The organism is Providencia sp. PROV182 (assembly GCF_028480325.1).
GTDB classification, from domain to species: Bacteria; Pseudomonadota; Gammaproteobacteria; order Enterobacterales; family Enterobacteriaceae; genus Providencia; species Providencia hangzhouensis.
In genome coordinates this window covers 1-19182 of record NZ_JAMPOL010000033.1, presented here as the reverse complement: position 1 = coordinate 19182, position 19182 = coordinate 1, and the positions used below count along the sequence as shown (strand labels likewise).

The window sequence follows — 19182 nt, the reverse complement described above, 5'->3', positions numbered from 1 at the left end:
ATATTATGACCACCAGCGCATCTAACACACCAGTAAAAGCCATTAACTGGAACCGTATTCAGGATGATAAAGACTTAGAAGTATGGAACCGATTAACAAGCAATTTTTGGCTTCCAGAAAAAGTGCCATTATCTAATGATATTCCGTCTTGGAATACCCTAACTGCTGCAGAAAAACAGTTGACGATACGTGTATTTACTGGTCTTACCCTGCTAGATACGATTCAAAATACGGTCGGTGCACCTTGCTTAATGCCAGATGCTCAAACCCCCCATGAAGAAGCGGTTTTGTCGAATATTAGCTTTATGGAAGCAGTACATGCCCGCTCTTATAGTTCAATATTTTCAACACTCTGCTCAACGGTTGATGTCGATGATGCATACCGCTGGAGTGAAGAAAACAATGCATTACAAAATAAAGCTAAGATCATCCTATCTTATTATTGTGATTCACATCCTTTAAAGAAAAAAATAGCAAGTGTCTTTTTAGAATCATTTCTATTTTATTCAGGTTTTTATTTACCAATGTATTGGTCAAGTAGAGGCAAATTAACCAATACCGCAGATCTTATACGCTTAATTATTCGTGATGAGGCCATACATGGCTATTATATTGGCTATAAATTTCAAAAATCATTAGCACAATATGATGAGAATACTCAGAAAGAAATTAAGGATTTTTCTTTTTCATTATTATTCGATTTATATGAAAATGAAGTAAAATATACACAAGAGCTTTATGACACAGTTGGTTGGTCAGAAGATGTCAAAAAATTCCTTCATTATAATGCGAATAAAGCATTAATGAATTTAGGTTATGAAGCCTTATTTCCTGATACGGTCACCGATGTCAGTGCTGCGATATTATCTGCTTTATCTCCTGATGCAAATGAAAATCATGATTTCTTTTCGGGCTCTGGTTCATCTTATATTATTGGTAAAGCAGTCAGTACCGAAGATGATGACTGGGACTTTTAACCAAAGCTTTAATTTAGCTTATTGATAAACATCATTCACAACAAAAACCATACCATGATGAATTATAATGATTTTATTCATCATGGTATTTTTTGGTTCAAAAAATAGACTGATTTATTCGTTTTTTATATGTATATCTGTTTAATTACTCATTTTTAATGAGTTAATCTGGCCATTAATTTCAATTCAATCAAGTTTCACTTCATTTTTCATTAATTTGATTAATCAATAGGCTATTAAATTCAATTTTTTCATCCATCAGTTCAACATCTATCCACCTAAAAATTAAATAAAATCAGTAGTCCCCATATTAATAAAAGCAAAGTGTATTATTTTTGAATAAATTCAACCTCACCAGTAAGTTAACTTTGATATGGAAATCATAAAAATTATCATCCTATAGCTCAATGACACTTTTATTTATATTAATAAAATCATTTTTCACCTCTAACTTTTTTGATTAATTATACTTAACCTAGGGTTGCCAGCTGATTTTATTATGCTAGGGTTTATTGCTTGCAAATTTTACTAATAACTCAAACGGAGGAATTTGAATTTAATCCATAATTAGCTAATCAATTAAACTAAATACAGGAATCTATGCCCTAATAATTTTCAAAGGATAATCATAGTTAGGAAACATAGTGTTAACTATCACTATAGAATTCATCACTCTCAATACAGGTAATTCATTTTCCTTATTGATTGAAAATTGGGTAAATAATATATGGCAATAAAATTACAAGTTAAAAACTTATATAAAATATTTGGGGACAATCCTGATCAAGCATTTAAGCTATTAGAATCAGGTATGAATAAAGATGATATCTTTGAAAAAACAGGCCTAACCGTAGGTGTTCAAGATGTTAATCTGACGATTGAAGAAGGCGAAATCTTTGTTGTCATGGGACTTTCTGGTTCAGGAAAATCTACCTTGGTGCGCCTCCTCAATCGCCTGATAGAACCTACTAGCGGGCAAGTCATGATAGATGGAGAGGATATTTCCAATATCTCTGACAAAGCATTGCGCGAAGTTAGGCGAACAAAAATTAGTATGGTGTTTCAATCCTTTGCATTGATGCCACATATGAACGTCATTGATAACACCGCTTTTGGTATGGAACTTTCTGGTATTCCAAAAGAAGAGCGCCATAAGAAAGCCATGAATGCACTTGAGCAAGTTAATCTTGAAAAATGGGCGAATTCATACCCAGATGAGCTCTCGGGTGGGATGCGTCAGCGTATCGGGTTAGCCAGAGCGCTAGCCAATGACCCTGATATTTTATTAATGGACGAAGCGTTCTCAGCCCTTGACCCATTAATTCGTACTGAAATGCAAGATGAACTGCTATCCTTACAAGGAGATAAACAACGCACTATTGTCTTTATTTCTCATGATCTTGATGAAGCCATGAGAATTGGTGACCGCATTGCCATTATGCAAGGAGGCGTTGTCGTTCAAGTTGGTACGCCTGATGAAATTCTCAATAATCCAGCGAATGATTATGTTAAGACCTTTTTCCGCGGTGTGGATATCAGCCAAGTATTCAGCGCTAAGGACATCGCGCGTAGGCGGCCAAATGCCCTATTACACATCGCACCGGGTTTTGGTCCCCGTTCCGCGCTAAAAGTCCTTAATGATGAAGATCGCTATCACGGTTATTTAATTTCCCGAGGACATACCTTTGCCGGAGTAGTTTCTGTTGAATCCTTAGAAAAAGCGCTTCACGAAAAAGCAGGTATAGAAGCCGCAATTTTAACTGATATCGAACCAATTCAAGGTGATACATCCTTAAATGAAGTTATTTCTACAGTAGCACAAGCCCCTTGCGCCGTTCCGGTTATTAACGAAAAAAACCGGTATTTAGGCGTGATTTCAAAAGGAATGCTGTTACAAGCGCTGGATAAGGAGACACCAAATGAGTAAGCAAAATCAAGAAACAACGACGAACCAGCAAGATCCATGGGCTGATACTGAAGTCACTGAGACACCAACACAAGGTACTGAAAATACACCAGCTGATGACCCATGGGCAGCGACAAGCTCTAGCGAGACAAATACCTCTGCGGATGATCCTTGGGGCAATGCATCAGACACAACAACACCTGCTGATACCAGTTCGAGTGATTGGCTTGATGCCGCACCGACTGATAGCATCGTGCCCGATCAGTTTAATATTATGGACCCCTTCCAACACACACTGATCCCCCTTGATTCATGGGTTACGCATGCTATCGATTGGGTTGTTCTCAACTTTCGTCCTGTATTCCAAGGAATACGCGCCCCCATTGATTTCATTCTGAGCGGGTTTGAACAATTTCTTACATCACTACCAGCTCCTGTTGCCATTATTATTTTCGCATTACTCACTTGGCAATTAGCCGGACGCGCAATGGGTGTGGCCACATTTATTTCGATGATAGCCATCGGGGCGATTGGTGCTTGGTCAGAAGCGATGGTGACACTATCTCTAGTGCTCACATCTTTACTGTTTTGTATTGTGATAGGACTACCACTGGGTATTTGGTTGGCACGTAGTGATAGAGCCGCTAAGATTATTCGCCCATTACTTGATGCGATGCAAACCACACCTGCATTCGTCTATTTAGTCCCGATTGTTATGTTATTTGGTATCGGTAATGTACCCGGTGTCGTCGTCACCATTATATTTGCTTTACCGCCAATCATTCGTTTGACCATTTTAGGGATCAAACAAGTCCCAGCTGACTTAATTGAAGCCGCTGAATCATTCGGTGCAAGTCCTCGCCAAATGCTGTTTAAAGTGCAATTGCCATTAGCAATGCCAACCATTATGGCCGGGGTGAACCAAACCTTGATGTTAGCACTGTCGATGGTCGTTATCGCCTCAATGATTGCCGTCGGAGGCTTAGGCCAGATGGTCTTACGGGGTATTGGCCGCCTTGATATGGGTCTCGCGTCTGTCGGAGGGGTCGGTATTGTTATTCTGGCTATCATCTTAGACCGTTTTACCCAATCTTTAGGACAAGATACTCGCGGCAAAACATCATGTCGTTGGTATCAAAAAGGCCCTATTGGGCTAGTCATGCGCCCATTTTGTAAAAAAAACCATTAATCAGAACATCCTCCATTCACCTAAGTGCCACTCACGTGGCACCTAACTTGGCTCTTAACTTTAAAGCCAAGCTCGCTGCGAAAAAACAGAGGGAACAATATAATGAAACATAAAATCATTCTTGCATCTGCACTAACAGCCATGTTTACCGTCCCATTTGCAGGTGCTAACGACCTGCCAGGTAAAGGGGTAAAAATTAACCCTGTGCAAAGTACGATCAGTGAGGAGACATTCCAAACACTGATTGTTGCGAAAGCCCTTGAAGAACTCGGCTATGATGTCCAACCGATCAAAGAAGTCGACTATAATGTCGCTTACGCATCAATTGCGAACGGTGATGCGACATACTTAGCCACCAGCTGGGTTCCTTTACATAATGCGCAATATGACGCCGCTGGTGGTGATAATGTGTTCTATCGTCAAGGTAATTATGTTGTCAATGCGGCTCAAGGCTACCTCATCGACAAAAAAACCGCTGAAAAATACAAGATTACCAATGTTGAACAACTCAAAGACCCTAAAATTGCCAAACTCTTTGATTCAAATGGTAATGGTAAAGCGGATTTAACGGGATGTAACCCAGGTTGGGGCTGTGAAGCAGCCATCAATAACCATTTAAAAGCCTATGACTTAGAAAAAACGGTTGACCATAACCAAGGGAACTACGCGGCAATGATGGCAGATACCATTACCCGATATAAAGAAGGTAAGCCTATTTTATATTATACGTGGACGCCTTATTGGATAAGTGATGTCCTTAAGCCGGGCCGTGATGTAGTTTGGTTAGAAGTGCCATTCTCATCAATGCCAAACGGTGAAAAAACAGACACCACATTACCTAACGGAAAAAACTATGGTTTCCCACCAAATACCATGCATATCGTCGCCAATAAAAAATGGGCTGCAGATAACCCTGCTGCAGCAAAATTATTTGAAGTAATGAAACTACCTATTGCCGATATTAATGCGCAAAACTTAAGAATGCATAATGGTGAAGCATCTCAATCGGATATTCAGCGCCACACAAATGCTTGGATCAAAGCCCATCAATCCACTTTTGATGGCTGGGTAAAAGAAGCACAAGAAGCCGCTAAGTAAGTATAAACAGCTCGATTAAGTCACTTTAGCCACCCTAGCCGGTGGCTTTTTTACATCAATGACAAAAAGAAGTAAACCAAGGTAATAAATTTTGTTTATAGTAGACGCCTAGCTAATAATAGGTAATCCTCATGAAACAGACCCAAACTGCAGAGCTAACAACGGGCCTCACTATTTTAATGGCCATTGCCACAGGTCTTGTCGTTGCCAGTAATTACTATGCTCAACCGCTTTTAGACACCATTGCGGGGCAGTTTAATTTAACCACTAATATGGCTGGGTTTATTGTCACCGCAGCCCAACTGGGTTATGCGGCAGGTTTACTTTTTTTAGTCCCATTGGGAGATTTGTTTGAACGCAAGCGTTTAATTTTAACGATGACCTTTCTTTCGGCATTAGGGCTATTAATTACAGCGCTTTCAAATAATATTTGGCAAATCCTTTTAGGTACCGCCCTTACTGGACTATTTTCAGTTGTTGCACAAGTCCTGATCCCACTAGCAGCATCTATTGCTAAGCCTCATAAACGTGGTAAAGCGGTAGGAATGATTATGAGTGGGTTATTGCTGGGCATTTTACTTGCAAGAACGGTTTCAGGTGCTGTTGCTATGGTCGGTGGCTGGAGAGCGATCTATTGGGTGGCCTTTGCATTATTGATGCTGTTAATGATTGTTCTAGCCATTAAACTCCCCCGTTACCATCAAAAAGCTAACTTAAACTACTTCCAGCTCATTGGTTCTATTGGCCGGTTATTTTTCGGCACTCCAGTGCTTGCGGTACGCGCTTCTCTCGGTGCATTATCATTTGCCAATTTTGGTTTACTGTGGACCGCAATGGCTTTCTTATTAGCCAGTCCGCCATTCAATTATTCCGAAGGGACTATAGGTTTATTTGGCTTAGTCGGTGCCGCAGGTGCCATTATGGCCTCCCAAGCAGGGCATCTTGTCGATAAAGGCAAAGGAAAGCTCATTACAACTATTGGGTTGGTGTTATTACTATTATCCTGGATACCCATCGGTTTAGCGAAATATTCCCTGGTCGCATTTATCATTGGTATTTTGGTGCTAGACCTTGCAGTACAAGCCGTCCATGTCACCAGTCAGAGTACGTTATATCGAATATTACCTGAAGCTCGTAACCGCCTAACGGCAGGCTATATGACCAGCTATTTCATTGGGGGCGCACTAGGATCTCTACTTTCAGGCTATGCCTATGAACACGCGGGTTGGGAGGGAGTTGCGATTGCAGGTGCAATCTTAACCACTCTAAGTTTAATTATTTGGGCTATCGGTATTCGCTATGATCCCATCATCACCACAACTGATGACTAAACATAACTGATATCTGTATCAATACATTTTATGATGAAAATTTTCGAGATCACATAAACATATAAAATCTCATAATACATTAAACTTATGTGACTCAATTTTACCCATCAAATCTGTTGAATATTGAATAAATAAACAGTTCATCATAAGGCCAATAATTATCAACCGTAATAGTAAACAAAGTAAATATTAGGGAATGACACAGTTAAACAAATACAATGACTCTATGAAAAGGTAGTATAACTGTTAATAAATCAAATTATTGCTATATCAGATAATGTTTAAATTATACAAAAATAAGTAATTACACCTATCCATTAAAAATATCTATCTAAGTTGTAATTATTGGGTAACAAAAAAAATGGTATTGAGTTAATGTCGTGTGATTATATATTGTTTTGTATGATTGAAATTAACCTTTAATTAAGCATTGGCTTGGTTGTTTTATAACCAAAAATGACACTATCAGTGTAAAAAGGTCAGCCTGCTATACAAAAATAGGTAAATTACATTCATAAAATTTATGAATCATGTATCATTATCAAAATAAAATCGGCGATATTAATTAAGTATAATTGCTAATTCTATCTTTTAATATACCATTTAGGTGGTTGATGACAGTTGTAATCTTACCAACTGAAACTAATAAGGTATCCCAATAATGGAAAGTTCATTTACACCAACTGAAGAGCTACTCAATGCTCGTGTAGAACAACAAGATTCACATGAAAGTCCTATTCCGTATCAAGAAATCCTACTAACACGCCTATGCATGCATGTTCATGGGAAGTTACTTGAAACACGAAATAATATGTTAAGGTCTCAAGGTATTAATGAAACCCTGTTTATGGCACTTATGATCCTTGATACAAAAGACTCCCGCAGTATTCAGCCATCTGAACTCAGTGCGGCTCTTGGTTCCTCACGAACCAATGCAACACGAATTGCAGATGAACTGGAAAAAAATGGTTGGATTGAGCGCAAAGAAAGTCACAACGATAGACGTTGCCTTCATCTACACCTCACAGAAAAAGGGACGGAGTTTTTAAATGGCCTATTACCACCTCAACACAGCGCATTAATTGATATTTGGTCTGTTTTAGATGCTGATGAGAAACAACAGCTTAACACGCTGATGCGTAAATTACTGACAAAACTGGATACTATAAAAGATTGACCATAACATTTGTAAGGTTAATGTATTTGAGCCATTCTTAAGCTCAAAGGTGAAAAAAAACTTTTCAGCCCATAATATTTCATTATCCTTTCACCCTTATGCTTTACGATATCCCATCAAACAGCAAAATCATTTGTAGTCTCAGTTTCCAGTGGTTATTACCTAACTACTGGAAACAACCGTGATCCTTATCCAGAGAAGTGGAGAAATACGAGTATGAGTTCCCCTGAGGAAATGCAACAAACGCAAACTCCCCAACGAAATAAAAAAAGGCAACGTAAAAGTGCGCTTATCTTGTTGACTCTATTATTTATTATTATAGGCGTTGGCTGGGGGGCCTACTGGTATCTCGTTCTTCGTCACTATGAATCAACGGATAATGCTTATGTCGCGGGAAACCAAGTACAAATACAATCCCAAGTTTCCGGCAGCGTGATGACTGTCAATGTGGACAACACAGATTTCGTGACAAGTGGAACTGTTTTGGTTGAACTGGACCCACGTGATGCTGAATTAGCTCTCGATAAAGCAAAAACAGAATTAGCCAACAGTGTGCGTCAAACCCGCCAGCACATGGTTAACAGCCGCCAGCTACAAGCCAATATTGAGGTCAAACGTTCTGAATTAAACCGGTTGCAAAATGATTTAAAACGTCGAGAAGTTTTAGGTAGTAGCCATGTCATTGGTAAAGAAGAACTACAACACGCAAGAGAAGCTGTCGTCAGTGCTAAAGCGGCATTAGACATGGCAATAGAACAATATAATGCTAATCAAGCCATAGTGTTAAATAGCTCAATTGAAAAACAACCCGCAGTAGAGCAAGCAGCAACACAAGTTCGAAACGCTTGGCTCACCTTGCAACGGACGAAAATCGTCAGCCCTGTTGATGGCTATGTTTCACGCCGCAGTGTACAAGTGGGTTCACAAATCACCCCTTCAACCCCATTAATGGCCATCGTTCCTTCCAATGGTATGTGGATTGATGCGAACTTTAAAGAAACACAACTTGCGGATATGCGTATCGGCCAACCTGCGAAGGTCATTACTGATTTTTACGGTAAAGATATCGTATTTAACGGTACTGTTGTGGGACTTGATATGGGAACAGGTAGCGCGTTCTCTTTATTACCTGCACAAAATGCCAGTGGTAACTGGATCAAAGTAGTCCAACGCCTACCCGTACGTATAGCCTTAGATGAAAACCAACTTGAAGAACACCCATTACGTATCGGTTTATCCACCGAAGTTACGGTTGATACATTAGATAAAAATGGCAAAGTGCTTTCTAAAGGGATGCGTGATACCCCTGCTTACCATACTGCTGCATTAGCTGTAGATATGTCTCCTGCGGACAAAATAGTTACTGAGATAATTAATAATAACCTAGGAAATAAATAGTGGGGGTGCAATCGTGACGACAGCACCTTTAACGGGATCAAAACTCGCATGGATGACAATTGCTCTTTCATTGGCAACATTTATGCAAGTTCTTGATTCCACCATTGCTAACGTAGCTATTCCAACCATTGCGGGAAACTTGGGGGCATCCAACTCGCAAGGAACTTGGGTAATAACCTCTTTCGGCGTTGCCAATGCGATCTCCATCCCCATCACTGGTTGGCTAGCCCGTAGGATAGGTGAAGTCAGGCTATTTTTATGGTCTACAGGCTTATTCGCTTTAACTTCATGGCTGTGCGGTATTTCTGGCAGCTTAGAGATGCTGATCTTATTCCGAGTTTTACAAGGTTTAGTCGCAGGACCACTCATTCCTTTATCTCAAAGCCTACTGCTTAACAATTATCCTCCAGCCAAACGCAATATGGCCCTCGCCCTTTGGTCAATGACTATCGTTATTGCTCCGATTTGCGGACCGATTCTTGGTGGTTATATTAGTGATAACTACCATTGGGGCTGGATATTTTTTATCAATGTACCATTTAGTATTGCGATCATTTTTGCCATCATGCGCACCTTAAAAGGCCGTGAAACTAAAATATCTATTCAGCGCATTGATACTATTGGTTTAGTGCTATTGGTTGTTGGTATTGGTGCTTTACAGATTATGCTTGACCAAGGCAAAGAGCTGGATTGGTTTAACTCGACTGAAATTATCGTCCTGACCGTTATTGCCGTTGTAGCTATTGCCTTTTTAATTGTATGGGAACTCACCGATGACCATCCTGTCATCGACTTATCCCTATTTAAAGAACGCAATTTTACGATTGGCTGTTTGTCCTTAAGCCTTGCTTACATGCTCTATTTTGGAACGATTGTACTACTGCCGCAATTGCTACAAGAAGTTTATGGCTATACCGCAACATGGGCTGGGTTAGCCTCTGCACCTGTAGGATTATTACCGCTATTGATTACACCAATTATAGGGCGTTTTGGTAACCGAATTGATATGCGTTATTTAGTTACATTCAGCTTTATTATCTATGCTGTTTGCTACTATTGGCGTGCTTATACTTTCGAACCTGGGATGAGTTTTGCCGAAGCTGCTTGGCCGCAATTTGTGCAAGGTTTAGCCATCGCTTGTTTCTTTATGCCTTTGACAACCATTACATTATCTGGCCTGCCGCCAGAAAAAATGGCCTCTGCATCGAGTTTATCTAACTTTACTCGTACCCTAGCTGGAGCCATTGGGACATCAATCACCACAACAATGTGGACCCAAAGAGAGTCAATGCATCATGAAAACCTCGCTGAATTTGTTAACCCATATAACCCAAATGCCCAACAGATGTACAGTGAACTGGCGAAAATAGGCATGAATGAGCAGCAAAGTGCAGCCTATCTTGCTAAAACGATTACTGACCAAGGACTGATTATGTCAGCAAATGAGATATTCTGGCTCTCAGCTGGAATTTTTATCCTACTGATGGTCATTGTCTGGTTCGCTAAGCCACCATTTGGGGCAGGTTCAAAAGACGGTGGTGGTGCTCATTAATTAGCCCAACCCAGTGAATAACTTGGTGATAGATATAAAAAAGCCATACATAGCGGGAATACATCCTTTTATGTATGGTCTTATTTTTCTGATAAAGCGTAGGTGGTTATTTAACTTGGTTTTGTTGCCACCACTGGGCTAACATAATTCCTGTTGCAACAGAGACATTCAAGCTTTCCACTTTACCTGTTCCACCGATATAGAGACTCATATCGCCTTGATCCCACGTACTATCACTTAAACCATCACTCTCTTGGCCTAAAACTAAGACCATTTTGGCCGGTAACTTCGCTTTTGCGAGATCTTGACTGCCTTTATGGCTAGAAGTCGTCACAATGGTATAACCCGCTTTGCGGAATTTATCCAAAGTATCTGTTAATCCATCTGCATCAATCGCTTTAATGTGTTCAGCACCACCTTCTGCAGTGCGAATTGCCGCCCCAGACTCTAGCATGCCTGCATCCTGCAAAATCACACCTTTGATACCGAAATGCGCACAGCTACGCATAATTCCGCCCAGATTATGTGGATTTCCCACATCTTCCAGTGCTAATACGCAGTCATTACCTGCCGCTTGCTGCAAGTAAGCATCAGCACTCATTCCACCGCGTTTTTTAATGATAAAACAGACACCACCATGATGTTCAGTTCCGGATGCTTTCGATAACTCTTCGTCATCAACAACGTGGTAAGCTTTGCGATTTGCCGCCATCCATTTTAACGCATCACGAAAACGCGGTGTGACAGATTGCAAGAACCATGCGCGAACAATCGCATCAGGGCGGTTTTTAAACATGGCTTGGCAGGCATTCTCACCATAGATACGAGTTTCTTCTTGGCGCTGCTTACGCAATTGTTCAGGGTCAATCTGGCTCTTACCAACAATTCCGCCATGGTCATTCGTTAACTCTTCGCTATCTGGCTTAGAAACAGTGCGCCATGGCGAACGCTCGCGAGGTGCTTCATTACGGTTATCAGAGCGACGACCTTCACGCCCACCTTCAGGGCGGCTTGAGCGACCACCACGATCTTGACGGGCACCATCTCGTCTATCACCACCACGCTTGTCATTACCGCGCCTATCATCACGGCCACCGCCTCGGCGTTTATCATTACCTTTATTGTTGTCCTGCTCTTCACTGCGGACATACATCACTTTTACTTTGCCGTTTTTACCACTAAAATCATTCGAGTCGTTCATCACTATCCCCTACTAAGCTATGGCGCGAAGATTACATGATGTTGCATGGCTACGCTACCGATTCGCACTATTATCTCATCTAAAAGTTATTGAATATACTTCTATCGTATAGAAATCGTTTTGCGTACAATATGCGCCTTAATTTTAGGCCTAAAAAAAATAATTCAACATGACTTCGAATGCCGTTTATCACCTGCGTCAACAGCGCCTCGCATTATCGACTAAACCGTTTAGGGCACGAGGCTGCCGAGTAAAACGTTGCCAATATTGTTTGTTACCTAACCCACAATGCCTATGCCAAGACACCATATCATCACAAGCAAAAAGCCAATTTTGCTTGATTATGTTTGATGGTGAGGTATTTAAGCCAAGTAATACAGGAAAGTTGATTGCGGATGTTTTGCCCGACACTTTGGCCTTTCAATGGTCAAGAACAGAGCCTGATACGCAGCTATTGGCGGCACTGCAAGACACCACAAGGCAGCCTTACCTTATTTTTCCAGAAAGCTACGCTCAAAATGAACGCATCGTAGTCAATGAACCGACTTTGTCGGATAAACCCGCTTTATTTATTTTACTCGATGGGACCTGGCCTGAAGCACGAAAAATGTTTCGAAAAAGCCCTTATCTTAATGATATTCCAATGCTTTCAATTAATACCAAAGCAAGAACTGACTACTTACTCCGTACGCCATCAAGGGAAGAACAACATTGTACCGCCGAAGTTGCAGCTACCGTTTTAGAATTAGCGGGAGATTTAGACGCTTCACAACAACTCTTTAGCCACTTCAATCTTTTCCGTCGAAAATACCTTGAAGGGAAACCGCATCACCCTATTGCACAGAAGCTACTTACCGAATCCCACCTCTAACTATTTATTGGTACTGTTTTTCTCTTTCTTTTCGAGCCCAGTACCATTAAATGACAACTTTTAGATCGTCGTGCTGATAAAACGTGAACGTGCTTGTATAAATTAATTAAACTCACCAGATAAACTAGCGCAATCTCAAAGATAAGGCATAGTATTCATAAGTATCACTCAGCCACTTTTTATCTATTGAACGCTTATCTCGTTCAGCAAAGCAAAGGGTTATCAACCATGGGTTTAGTCAGTCAGTTAGAATCTTTATTCCGGCCAAAGTCTATCGTTGTCGTGGGAGCATCTGAAAACCCGAGCCGTGCAGGTTCGGTGATGATGAAAAACCTACTTACCAGCGGTTTTAAAGGTCCTATTTTACCTGTTAATCCAAACCGAAACTCTGTCCTCGGCGTACTTGCTTATCCTTCTATAGATAAATTACCGCTCAAACCTGATCTTGCCGTTATCTGTACCCATTACTCACGTAATATCTCCTGTTTACAGCAATTAGGGGAAGCTGGCTGTAAAGTAGTTATTATTTTGTCATCCCCTTCAATTCAGTTTAATGAATTAAAAAAAGTCGCCCAGCAATATCAAATTCGCCTATTAGGCCCGAATAGCCTAGGTTTTCTCGCCCCATGGCAAGGTTTGAATGCAAGTTTTTCTCCAATACCAATCTTAAAAGGAAAACTCGCTTTTATCTCTCAATCTGCTGCTGTATCGAATACCGTTCTGGATTGGGCAAGGCACCGAGACATCGGTTTTTCTTATTTTATTGCCCTTGGTGATAGCATCGATATAGATATTGACGATTTACTCGATTACTTAGCGCGTGACAGCAAAACCAGCGCTATTTTGTTGTACCTTGAGAGCATTAGTGATGCACGACGTTTCTTATCATCATCTCGCAGTGCCTCACGCAATAAACCTATATTAGTGATAAAAAGTGGTCGAACCCGCAAAGCACAAAAACTACTGGGCGATAAACCTAGCCTAGATGCCGCTTACGATGCTGCTATCCAGCGTGCAGGTCTTCTTCGCGTGCAAGATACTCACGAAATGTTTTCTGCGGTTGAGACATTAAGCTATATGACTCCATTACGCGGTGAGCGTCTTTCAATCATGAGTAATGGTTCTGCCCCAGCCGCGATGGCATTAGACGAACTTCTCTTACGTAATGGTAAACTTGCAACGTTAAGTGTTGAAACAGAAAATGAATTAAGTTCACTATTACCTCTTGATTTATCGACACAAAATCCGATTGACTTAGGAGATGATTCCACCGTTGAGCGCTATATCAATGTACTGAACAAAATGCTCGATAGCCATGACCATGACGCTTTGTTACTTATCCACACTCCCAGTGCGATAACTGAAAGTAAAACCATGGCAGAAAAAATTATTAAAACTATTAAGCAACACCCACGCGGAAAGTGGCTAACCATTTTAACCAACTGGTGTGGAGAATATTCCTCTCAAGAATCTCGTCGCCTATTTAGTGAAGCTGGGATCCCTACCTACCGCACTCCAGAAGGGGCAATCACGGCGTATATGCATATGGTGGAATATCGCCGTAACCAAAAACAATTAAAAGAAACGCCAGCCCTCCCAGTAGGTATCACCGCTAATACGCAACAGGCTCATGAATATATTCAGCAAGCATTGGAAAATAATAAGCTACACTTGGATACTCATGAAGTTCAGCCAATTTTAAAAGCCTACGGGTTAAATAGCTTACCCACCTGGATTGCACATTCGAGCAATGAAGCCATTGAAATCGCAGAGAAAATTGGTTACCCCGTTGCTTTAAAACTACGTTCTCCCGATATTGTACACAAGTCAGAAGTACAAGGGGTCATGCTCTATTTACGCAATGCTAAAGAGGTAGAAGATGCAGCTAAAGCGATTATGGAACGTGTTTCAACAAATTTCCCTAATGCACGAATTGAAGGGCTACTAGTACAAAGTATGGCTAATCGAGCAGGTGCTCAAGAGCTCAGGATCGCTGTTGAACTAGACCCTGTCTTTGGCCCTCTTATCATGTTAGGAGAAGGTGGTATTGAGTGGCAACAAGAGAGCCAAGCTGCTGTAGCTCTTCCTCCGCTAAATATGGCTTTAGCTCGCTACCTAGTTATTAATGCTATTAAAGGTTATAAAATAAAATCCCGAAGTGCTTTAGAACCATTAAACATCATAGGGTTATCTGCTTTATTAGTACGAGTTTCAAATTTAATTATTGATTGCCCAAATATTACAAGGTTAGATATTCATCCATTGCTCGCCTCAGGGGATGAATTTACTTTACTTGATGTCTCCATGGCATTAAGCCCAACAGATGATGCGACAACATCAAGGCTGGCAATTCGCCCTTATCCTAGTGAGCTAGAAGAAACAATTCATTTAAAAGAAGATCTTACCTGCTTACTACGACCGATCCTCCCTGAAGATGAACCTTTGCTAAAATCCTTTATAGAGCAAGTGACTAAAGAGGATCTTTATTATCGCTACTTTAGCGAGATCAGCGAATTTACCCACGATGATCTTGCCAATATGACACAGATTGATTATGACCGTGAAATGGCTTTCGTTGCGGTAAAAAACCCCAATACTACGCCTGAAATTATTGGCGTCACGCGAGCAATGGCTGATCCTGATAACCAAGAGGCTGAATTTGCAGTACTGGTTCGCTCTGATATGAAAGGGCAAACGCTCGGTTATCAACTTATGCAAAAGTTACTTAACTATACGCGAAGCCACGGCATTAAAAAGCTAACAGCCATAACTATGCCTGAAAACCGCAATATGATAAGCCTAGCTAAAAAACTTGGTTTTGAGATTGACGTTCAATTTGAAGATGGAGTCGTTAATCTGACACTTCACTTATAGAAATATCTAAGGACACGGCTTAACTTGTATAGTAATTAAACAAGTCGTCAATTTATACTAAATGGTTTAGCTAAATATGCTATCATCCATAGATCATTCGCTTAAAAATGTGCGCAAAGCGAGTTGCTATTAGACTAATAAGAGAAAATTTACACTGTGATGTTGTCAAAATTAAAACAAGCAAAACATCAACAATATTTGTTAAGTTTACCAAAACTCTCTCAAGAAATTGCTGATGTAAAAACGCTATATAAGACAGAAGATTTTCGTGATGAACTGCTTAAACAAATTTCTCAGGCTCAAAATACTATCTACATAACGGCTTTGTATTTAGAGAAAGACGATGCAGGTAAAGACGTACTTCATGCTTTATACGCTGCAAAACAAGCTAATACATCATTGGATATCAAAATTCTCGTAGACTGGCACCGTGCTCAGCGAGGTCGCATCGGGGTTGCAGCAAACGCCACTAATGCCGATTGGTATTATGATGTTGCAAAACATTACCCTGAAATTGAAATCCCTATCTACGGCATCCCTGTAAATACACGGGAAGCTCTGGGTGTTTTGCATCTAAAAGGCTTTTTATTTGATGATACTCTACTCTATAGCGGGGCAAGTATTAATGACGTCTATTTACAACGTCATAGTAAATACCGTTACGACCGCTATCACCTGATCAAAAATAGCCAACTTACCGCATCAATGAAAAAATTTATTGATGACGCATTACTACAAGCTGATGCCATTCATTTATTAAATACGCCAACTCGACCAAAAACAGCTGAGTTTAAGCATTTAATTAAACAATTTCGTTTGGGCTTACGGGGAGCGTCCTATCAATTTTCAGGGAATGCAACTAATGATGAGCTGTCCGTCACTCCCTTTGTTGGTCTCGGTAAGAAAAACGATTTAAACCGTGTTATCACGCATTTAATGGGTGCAACAAACAATAAACTAACAATCTGTACGCCTTATTTTAATTTGCCTGCGGTGTTAGTTAGGGTTATTAGTCGGTTACTGCGTGATGGCAAACAAGTAGAAATTATCATTGGTGACAAAACTGCCAACGACTTCTATATCCCACCTGAAGAGCCATTTAAAATTATTGGTGCATTGCCATACCTTTATGAGATCAACTTGCGCCGTTTTGTTAGTCGCTTGCAACGCTTTATTGATAACCAGCAGTTAACAGTAAGGCTCTGGAAAGACGCAGACAATACCTATCACCTAAAGGGGATGTGGGTTGATAATCACTGGCAATTGATCACGGGTAACAACTTAAACCCACGCGCTTGGGGGTTAGATCTTGAAAACGCAGTATTAATTCACGATCCAAAACAACAGCTGCAAGAGCAACGCAATCACGAGCTAGAGTGCATTCGAACTCATACTAAGGTTGTTAGCCATTTTCGCGAACTAGATAGCATCCAAACCTATCCTGTTAAAGTGAAAAAATTAATCCGACGACTACGTCGAATACGAGTCGACCGGTTAATTAGCCGCATCCTTTAGAATTTAAACAAAGCGTCACTTCGGTGGCGCTTTTACTTTGCTACTTTAATTTTTTAGGTATCTTACCAAAAATGTTTAAATCACTGATCATTAGCTTACTTATATTCATTTCAACAGGATGTACTGGTTTTCATTGGGCTAATGATAATTGGCAAGGTAAAGATAAAGCGCAGCATTTCGCATTTTCAGCCGCGATGGCTGCGGCTGGTAATGCTTATGCAGATAAACAAAACATACAACACCTCGATGCTGCCATATTTGGTATTCTATTTTCAGTTTCTCTTGGCGCAGCAAAAGAGCTTTATGACAGCAGGCCTAATGGTACTGGGTGGAGTTGGCATGATTTTGCCTATGATGTTGCAGGGTCAATAGCAGGTTATAGTTTATATCAGTCCTTAAAGTAACCCACGCACTTCTTTCTCATTTTTTACATTCCTCTCCTATTTTTAATATTTCGCTCACCATCGAAGTATCTATAAATTAAACCGTTATAGTTGAGCTTCTACATTAAGGAGAGTTTTATGATTGCCGTAATTTTTGAAGCCATCCCAATACCAGCGCAAAAAGAGCGTTATTTTGAATTGGCAGCCAAACTTAAATCTGAACTTATGCACATTGACGGGTTTATTGCTGTCGAACGCTTTCAATCTATTACAACAGAAGGAAAAATTCTCTCACTTTCATGGTGGGAAACAGAAGAAGCAGTAAAACAATGGAAAAACCATTTCATGCATATCGATGCACAAGTTGAAGGACAACAAACCATTTTTTCCCATTATCGAATTCGAGTTGCCCATACCTTAAAGGATTACTCATACAATAACGAGGATAGCTTTGATGTATGATATTCATGTGTTTATTGAAAACCAAGTAGGTGCTTTAGCACTATTGGCGACAACATTAGGGAAACATGGTATTGGCCTTGAAGGTGGTGGCGTTTTTTCTATCGAAGAAAAAAGTCATGCTCACTTTCTTGTTACCCAGCCAGAAAAAGCACGAGATGCCTTAACTACTGAGGGTTTACAGGTTGAAAGTATCATACAACCAGTGATCCGCAAATTAAAACAAGAACGTCCTGGCGAACTTGGAGAAATTGTTTCTCAACTCGCACTTCACCAAATTAATATCCTTGTTCAATACAGCGACCACAATAACAGGTTAATATTAATAACAGACAACAATATATTAGCCGCTGAAGTAACAAAGAAGTGGGAAAGCCAACCATGATACCAAGCAAAGATAGTATTCCCATTGAAGAAAAAGAGCCATTAGAACAATCTATCGCAAAAGTTGCCTCTGCGATTGCTGACCCTTCAAGGGTCAGTATTTTGTGTGCATTAATGGATGGCAGGGCTTGGACAGCAACAGAATTAAGCGTAGCTGCAAATATAGCCCCATCAACAACGAGTGCACACTTAACTAAACTTTTAAACAGCCACTTAATTAGTTGTCTATCTCAAGGAAGACACCGTTATTATAGGCTTGCAGGCACAGACATTGCCGAATTATTAGAAACATTAATGGGGGTATCCATGAAATTGGAGTACACCCCACCTATAACAACACCTATTCATCTGCGAAAGGCACGTACTTGCTATGATCACTTAGCCGGAGAAATTGCCGTTCAGATCTACGAATTTATGGATAAAAATGGCTGGTTTACAGCTAGAGAAAATAAATTATCAATGATTGGTGCCAATCAATTTAAAAAATTAGGTATCGACATTGATCCTAATACAAAACGAAAAATAGCATGTGCTTGTTTGGATTGGAGTGAAAGACGTATGCACCTAGGGGGACTAGCAGGAACCTTACTATTGAAATTTTTTGCAGAAAAAGAATGGATAGAGAAAACAAAAGGTTATCGAGAAATTACTTTTACTACCTACGGTAAGAAAGCTTTAAAGCGTATTTTTAATATTAATATAGCTTAACCCCCCAACAAAATAACGAACACCCCTAGAACGATTTGATAATATACTTACCAAGCTAATTACTAATTAAAAGCAGACGTAAAACTGTATTTCTCCAAACAATGCCCCAAGTCACCTACAATAGGTTATTATCCATAAAATCCAGTATGTTAGTAATAC

At 40.2% G+C, this 19182-nt stretch carries 16 protein-coding genes; 15 read left to right on the top strand and 1 reads right to left on the bottom strand.

The genetic code is table 11. The features are described 5' to 3' along the window. Positions 1-5 precede the first annotated feature (5 nt). The 8 genes from nrdF to emrB all read left to right on the top strand — a co-directional run bounded on the left by nrdF (position 6) and on the right by emrB (position 10628). Positions 6-977, top strand: a complete 972-nt coding sequence (nrdF, locus tag PR834_RS19865; RefSeq protein ID WP_112307280.1) for a class 1b ribonucleoside-diphosphate reductase subunit beta — start codon at positions 6-8, stop codon at positions 975-977. A gap of 727 nt (positions 978-1704) precedes the next feature. Further along, a complete protein-coding gene (gene proV, locus PR834_RS19860) occupies positions 1705-2904 on the top strand; it encodes a glycine betaine/L-proline ABC transporter ATP-binding protein ProV (RefSeq protein ID WP_004257111.1) in 1200 nt (399 codons plus the stop codon). Next, positions 2897-4072: a glycine betaine/L-proline ABC transporter permease ProW gene (gene proW / locus PR834_RS19855; RefSeq protein WP_004257114.1), complete on the top strand. Its 1176-nt coding sequence runs from the start codon at positions 2897-2899 to the stop codon at positions 4070-4072. The genes proV and proW overlap by 8 nt, the downstream gene beginning before the upstream one ends. A gap of 102 nt (positions 4073-4174) precedes the next feature. Next, entirely contained in the window at positions 4175-5170 is a 996-nt protein-coding gene (gene proX / locus PR834_RS19850; RefSeq protein ID WP_004257119.1) for a glycine betaine/L-proline ABC transporter substrate-binding protein ProX, read from the top strand. Between the two features lie 131 nt (positions 5171-5301). Continuing rightward, positions 5302-6501, top strand: coding sequence for an MFS transporter (locus PR834_RS19845; protein WP_004257121.1), 1200 nt, complete (start codon positions 5302-5304; stop codon positions 6499-6501). 661 nt (positions 6502-7162) lie between these two features. Next, a complete protein-coding gene (gene mprA / locus PR834_RS19840) occupies positions 7163-7678 on the top strand; it encodes a transcriptional repressor MprA (RefSeq protein ID WP_004257124.1) in 516 nt (171 codons plus the stop codon). Between the two features lie 216 nt (positions 7679-7894). After that, positions 7895-9076 (top strand): multidrug efflux MFS transporter periplasmic adaptor subunit EmrA, encoded by a 1182-nt coding sequence (emrA, locus tag PR834_RS19835; RefSeq protein WP_272525646.1) that lies wholly within the window; start codon positions 7895-7897, stop codon positions 9074-9076. Between the two features lie 13 nt (positions 9077-9089). Next, entirely contained in the window at positions 9090-10628 is a 1539-nt protein-coding gene (gene emrB / locus PR834_RS19830) for a multidrug efflux MFS transporter permease subunit EmrB (RefSeq protein ID WP_036957964.1), read from the top strand. Between the two features lie 106 nt (positions 10629-10734). Here the strand turns inward: emrB and PR834_RS19825 are convergent, their stop codons facing one another. Beyond that, positions 10735-11829, bottom strand: coding sequence for a tRNA/rRNA methyltransferase (locus tag PR834_RS19825; RefSeq protein WP_004257138.1), 1095 nt, complete (start codon positions 11827-11829; stop codon positions 10735-10737). 169 nt (positions 11830-11998) lie between these two features. Here PR834_RS19825 and PR834_RS19820 point away from each other — a divergent pair, with 169 nt between their 5' ends. From PR834_RS19820 to PR834_RS19790, 7 genes are all read left to right on the top strand, one after another. After that, positions 11999-12700: a tRNA-uridine aminocarboxypropyltransferase gene (locus PR834_RS19820; RefSeq protein WP_164455904.1), complete on the top strand. Its 702-nt coding sequence runs from the start codon at positions 11999-12001 to the stop codon at positions 12698-12700. 228 nt (positions 12701-12928) lie between these two features. Continuing rightward, positions 12929-15574: a bifunctional acetate--CoA ligase family protein/GNAT family N-acetyltransferase gene (locus tag PR834_RS19815; RefSeq protein WP_096864975.1), complete on the top strand. Its 2646-nt coding sequence runs from the start codon at positions 12929-12931 to the stop codon at positions 15572-15574. Positions 15575-15733: 159 nt separating this feature from the next. Continuing rightward, on the top strand, positions 15734-17089 hold the full coding sequence (pssA, locus tag PR834_RS19810) for a CDP-diacylglycerol--serine O-phosphatidyltransferase (RefSeq protein ID WP_094961788.1): 1356 nt from the start codon (positions 15734-15736) through the stop codon (positions 17087-17089). 71 nt (positions 17090-17160) lie between these two features. Further along, positions 17161-17493 (top strand): YfiM family lipoprotein, encoded by a 333-nt coding sequence (locus tag PR834_RS19805; RefSeq protein ID WP_272536876.1) that lies wholly within the window; start codon positions 17161-17163, stop codon positions 17491-17493. 117 nt (positions 17494-17610) lie between these two features. Beyond that, positions 17611-17934: an antibiotic biosynthesis monooxygenase family protein gene (locus PR834_RS19800; RefSeq protein ID WP_164565440.1), complete on the top strand. Its 324-nt coding sequence runs from the start codon at positions 17611-17613 to the stop codon at positions 17932-17934. After that, complete coding sequence (locus PR834_RS19795) at positions 17927-18316, top strand: amino acid-binding protein (RefSeq protein WP_262961116.1); 390 nt, start codon at positions 17927-17929, stop codon at positions 18314-18316. Before PR834_RS19800 ends, PR834_RS19795 begins: the two co-directional genes overlap by 8 nt. After that, a complete protein-coding gene (locus tag PR834_RS19790) occupies positions 18313-19023 on the top strand; it encodes an ArsR/SmtB family transcription factor (protein ID WP_112307282.1) in 711 nt (236 codons plus the stop codon). The genes PR834_RS19795 and PR834_RS19790 overlap by 4 nt, the downstream gene beginning before the upstream one ends. Positions 19024-19182: the final 159 nt, after the last annotated feature.

Excerpts from the sequence above, each read along its gene's own strand:
- PR834_RS19845 (WP_004257121.1), top strand. The coding sequence starts at position 5,302 with ATGAAACAGACCCAAACTGCAGAGCTAACAACGGGCCTCACTATTTTA.
- PR834_RS19800 (WP_164565440.1), top strand. The coding sequence starts at position 17,611 with ATGATTGCCGTAATTTTTGAAGCCATCCCAATACCAGCGCAAAAAGAG.
- PR834_RS19795 (WP_262961116.1), top strand. The coding sequence starts at position 17,927 with ATGTATGATATTCATGTGTTTATTGAAAACCAAGTAGGTGCTTTAGCA.
- PR834_RS19825 (WP_004257138.1), bottom strand. The coding sequence starts at position 11,829 with ATGAACGACTCGAATGATTTTAGTGGTAAAAACGGCAAAGTAAAAGTG.
- proV (WP_004257111.1), top strand. The coding sequence starts at position 1,705 with ATGGCAATAAAATTACAAGTTAAAAACTTATATAAAATATTTGGGGAC.
- PR834_RS19820 (WP_164455904.1), top strand. The coding sequence starts at position 11,999 with ATGACTTCGAATGCCGTTTATCACCTGCGTCAACAGCGCCTCGCATTA.
- emrA (WP_272525646.1), top strand. The coding sequence starts at position 7,895 with ATGAGTTCCCCTGAGGAAATGCAACAAACGCAAACTCCCCAACGAAAT.
- proW (WP_004257114.1), top strand. The coding sequence starts at position 2,897 with ATGAGTAAGCAAAATCAAGAAACAACGACGAACCAGCAAGATCCATGG.
- nrdF (WP_112307280.1), top strand. The coding sequence starts at position 6 with ATGACCACCAGCGCATCTAACACACCAGTAAAAGCCATTAACTGGAAC.
- pssA (WP_094961788.1), top strand. The coding sequence starts at position 15,734 with ATGTTGTCAAAATTAAAACAAGCAAAACATCAACAATATTTGTTAAGT.
- proX (WP_004257119.1), top strand. The coding sequence starts at position 4,175 with ATGAAACATAAAATCATTCTTGCATCTGCACTAACAGCCATGTTTACC.
- PR834_RS19815 (WP_096864975.1), top strand. The coding sequence starts at position 12,929 with ATGGGTTTAGTCAGTCAGTTAGAATCTTTATTCCGGCCAAAGTCTATC.
- PR834_RS19790 (WP_112307282.1), top strand. The coding sequence starts at position 18,313 with ATGATACCAAGCAAAGATAGTATTCCCATTGAAGAAAAAGAGCCATTA.
- mprA (WP_004257124.1), top strand. The coding sequence starts at position 7,163 with ATGGAAAGTTCATTTACACCAACTGAAGAGCTACTCAATGCTCGTGTA.
- PR834_RS19805 (WP_272536876.1), top strand. The coding sequence starts at position 17,161 with ATGTTTAAATCACTGATCATTAGCTTACTTATATTCATTTCAACAGGA.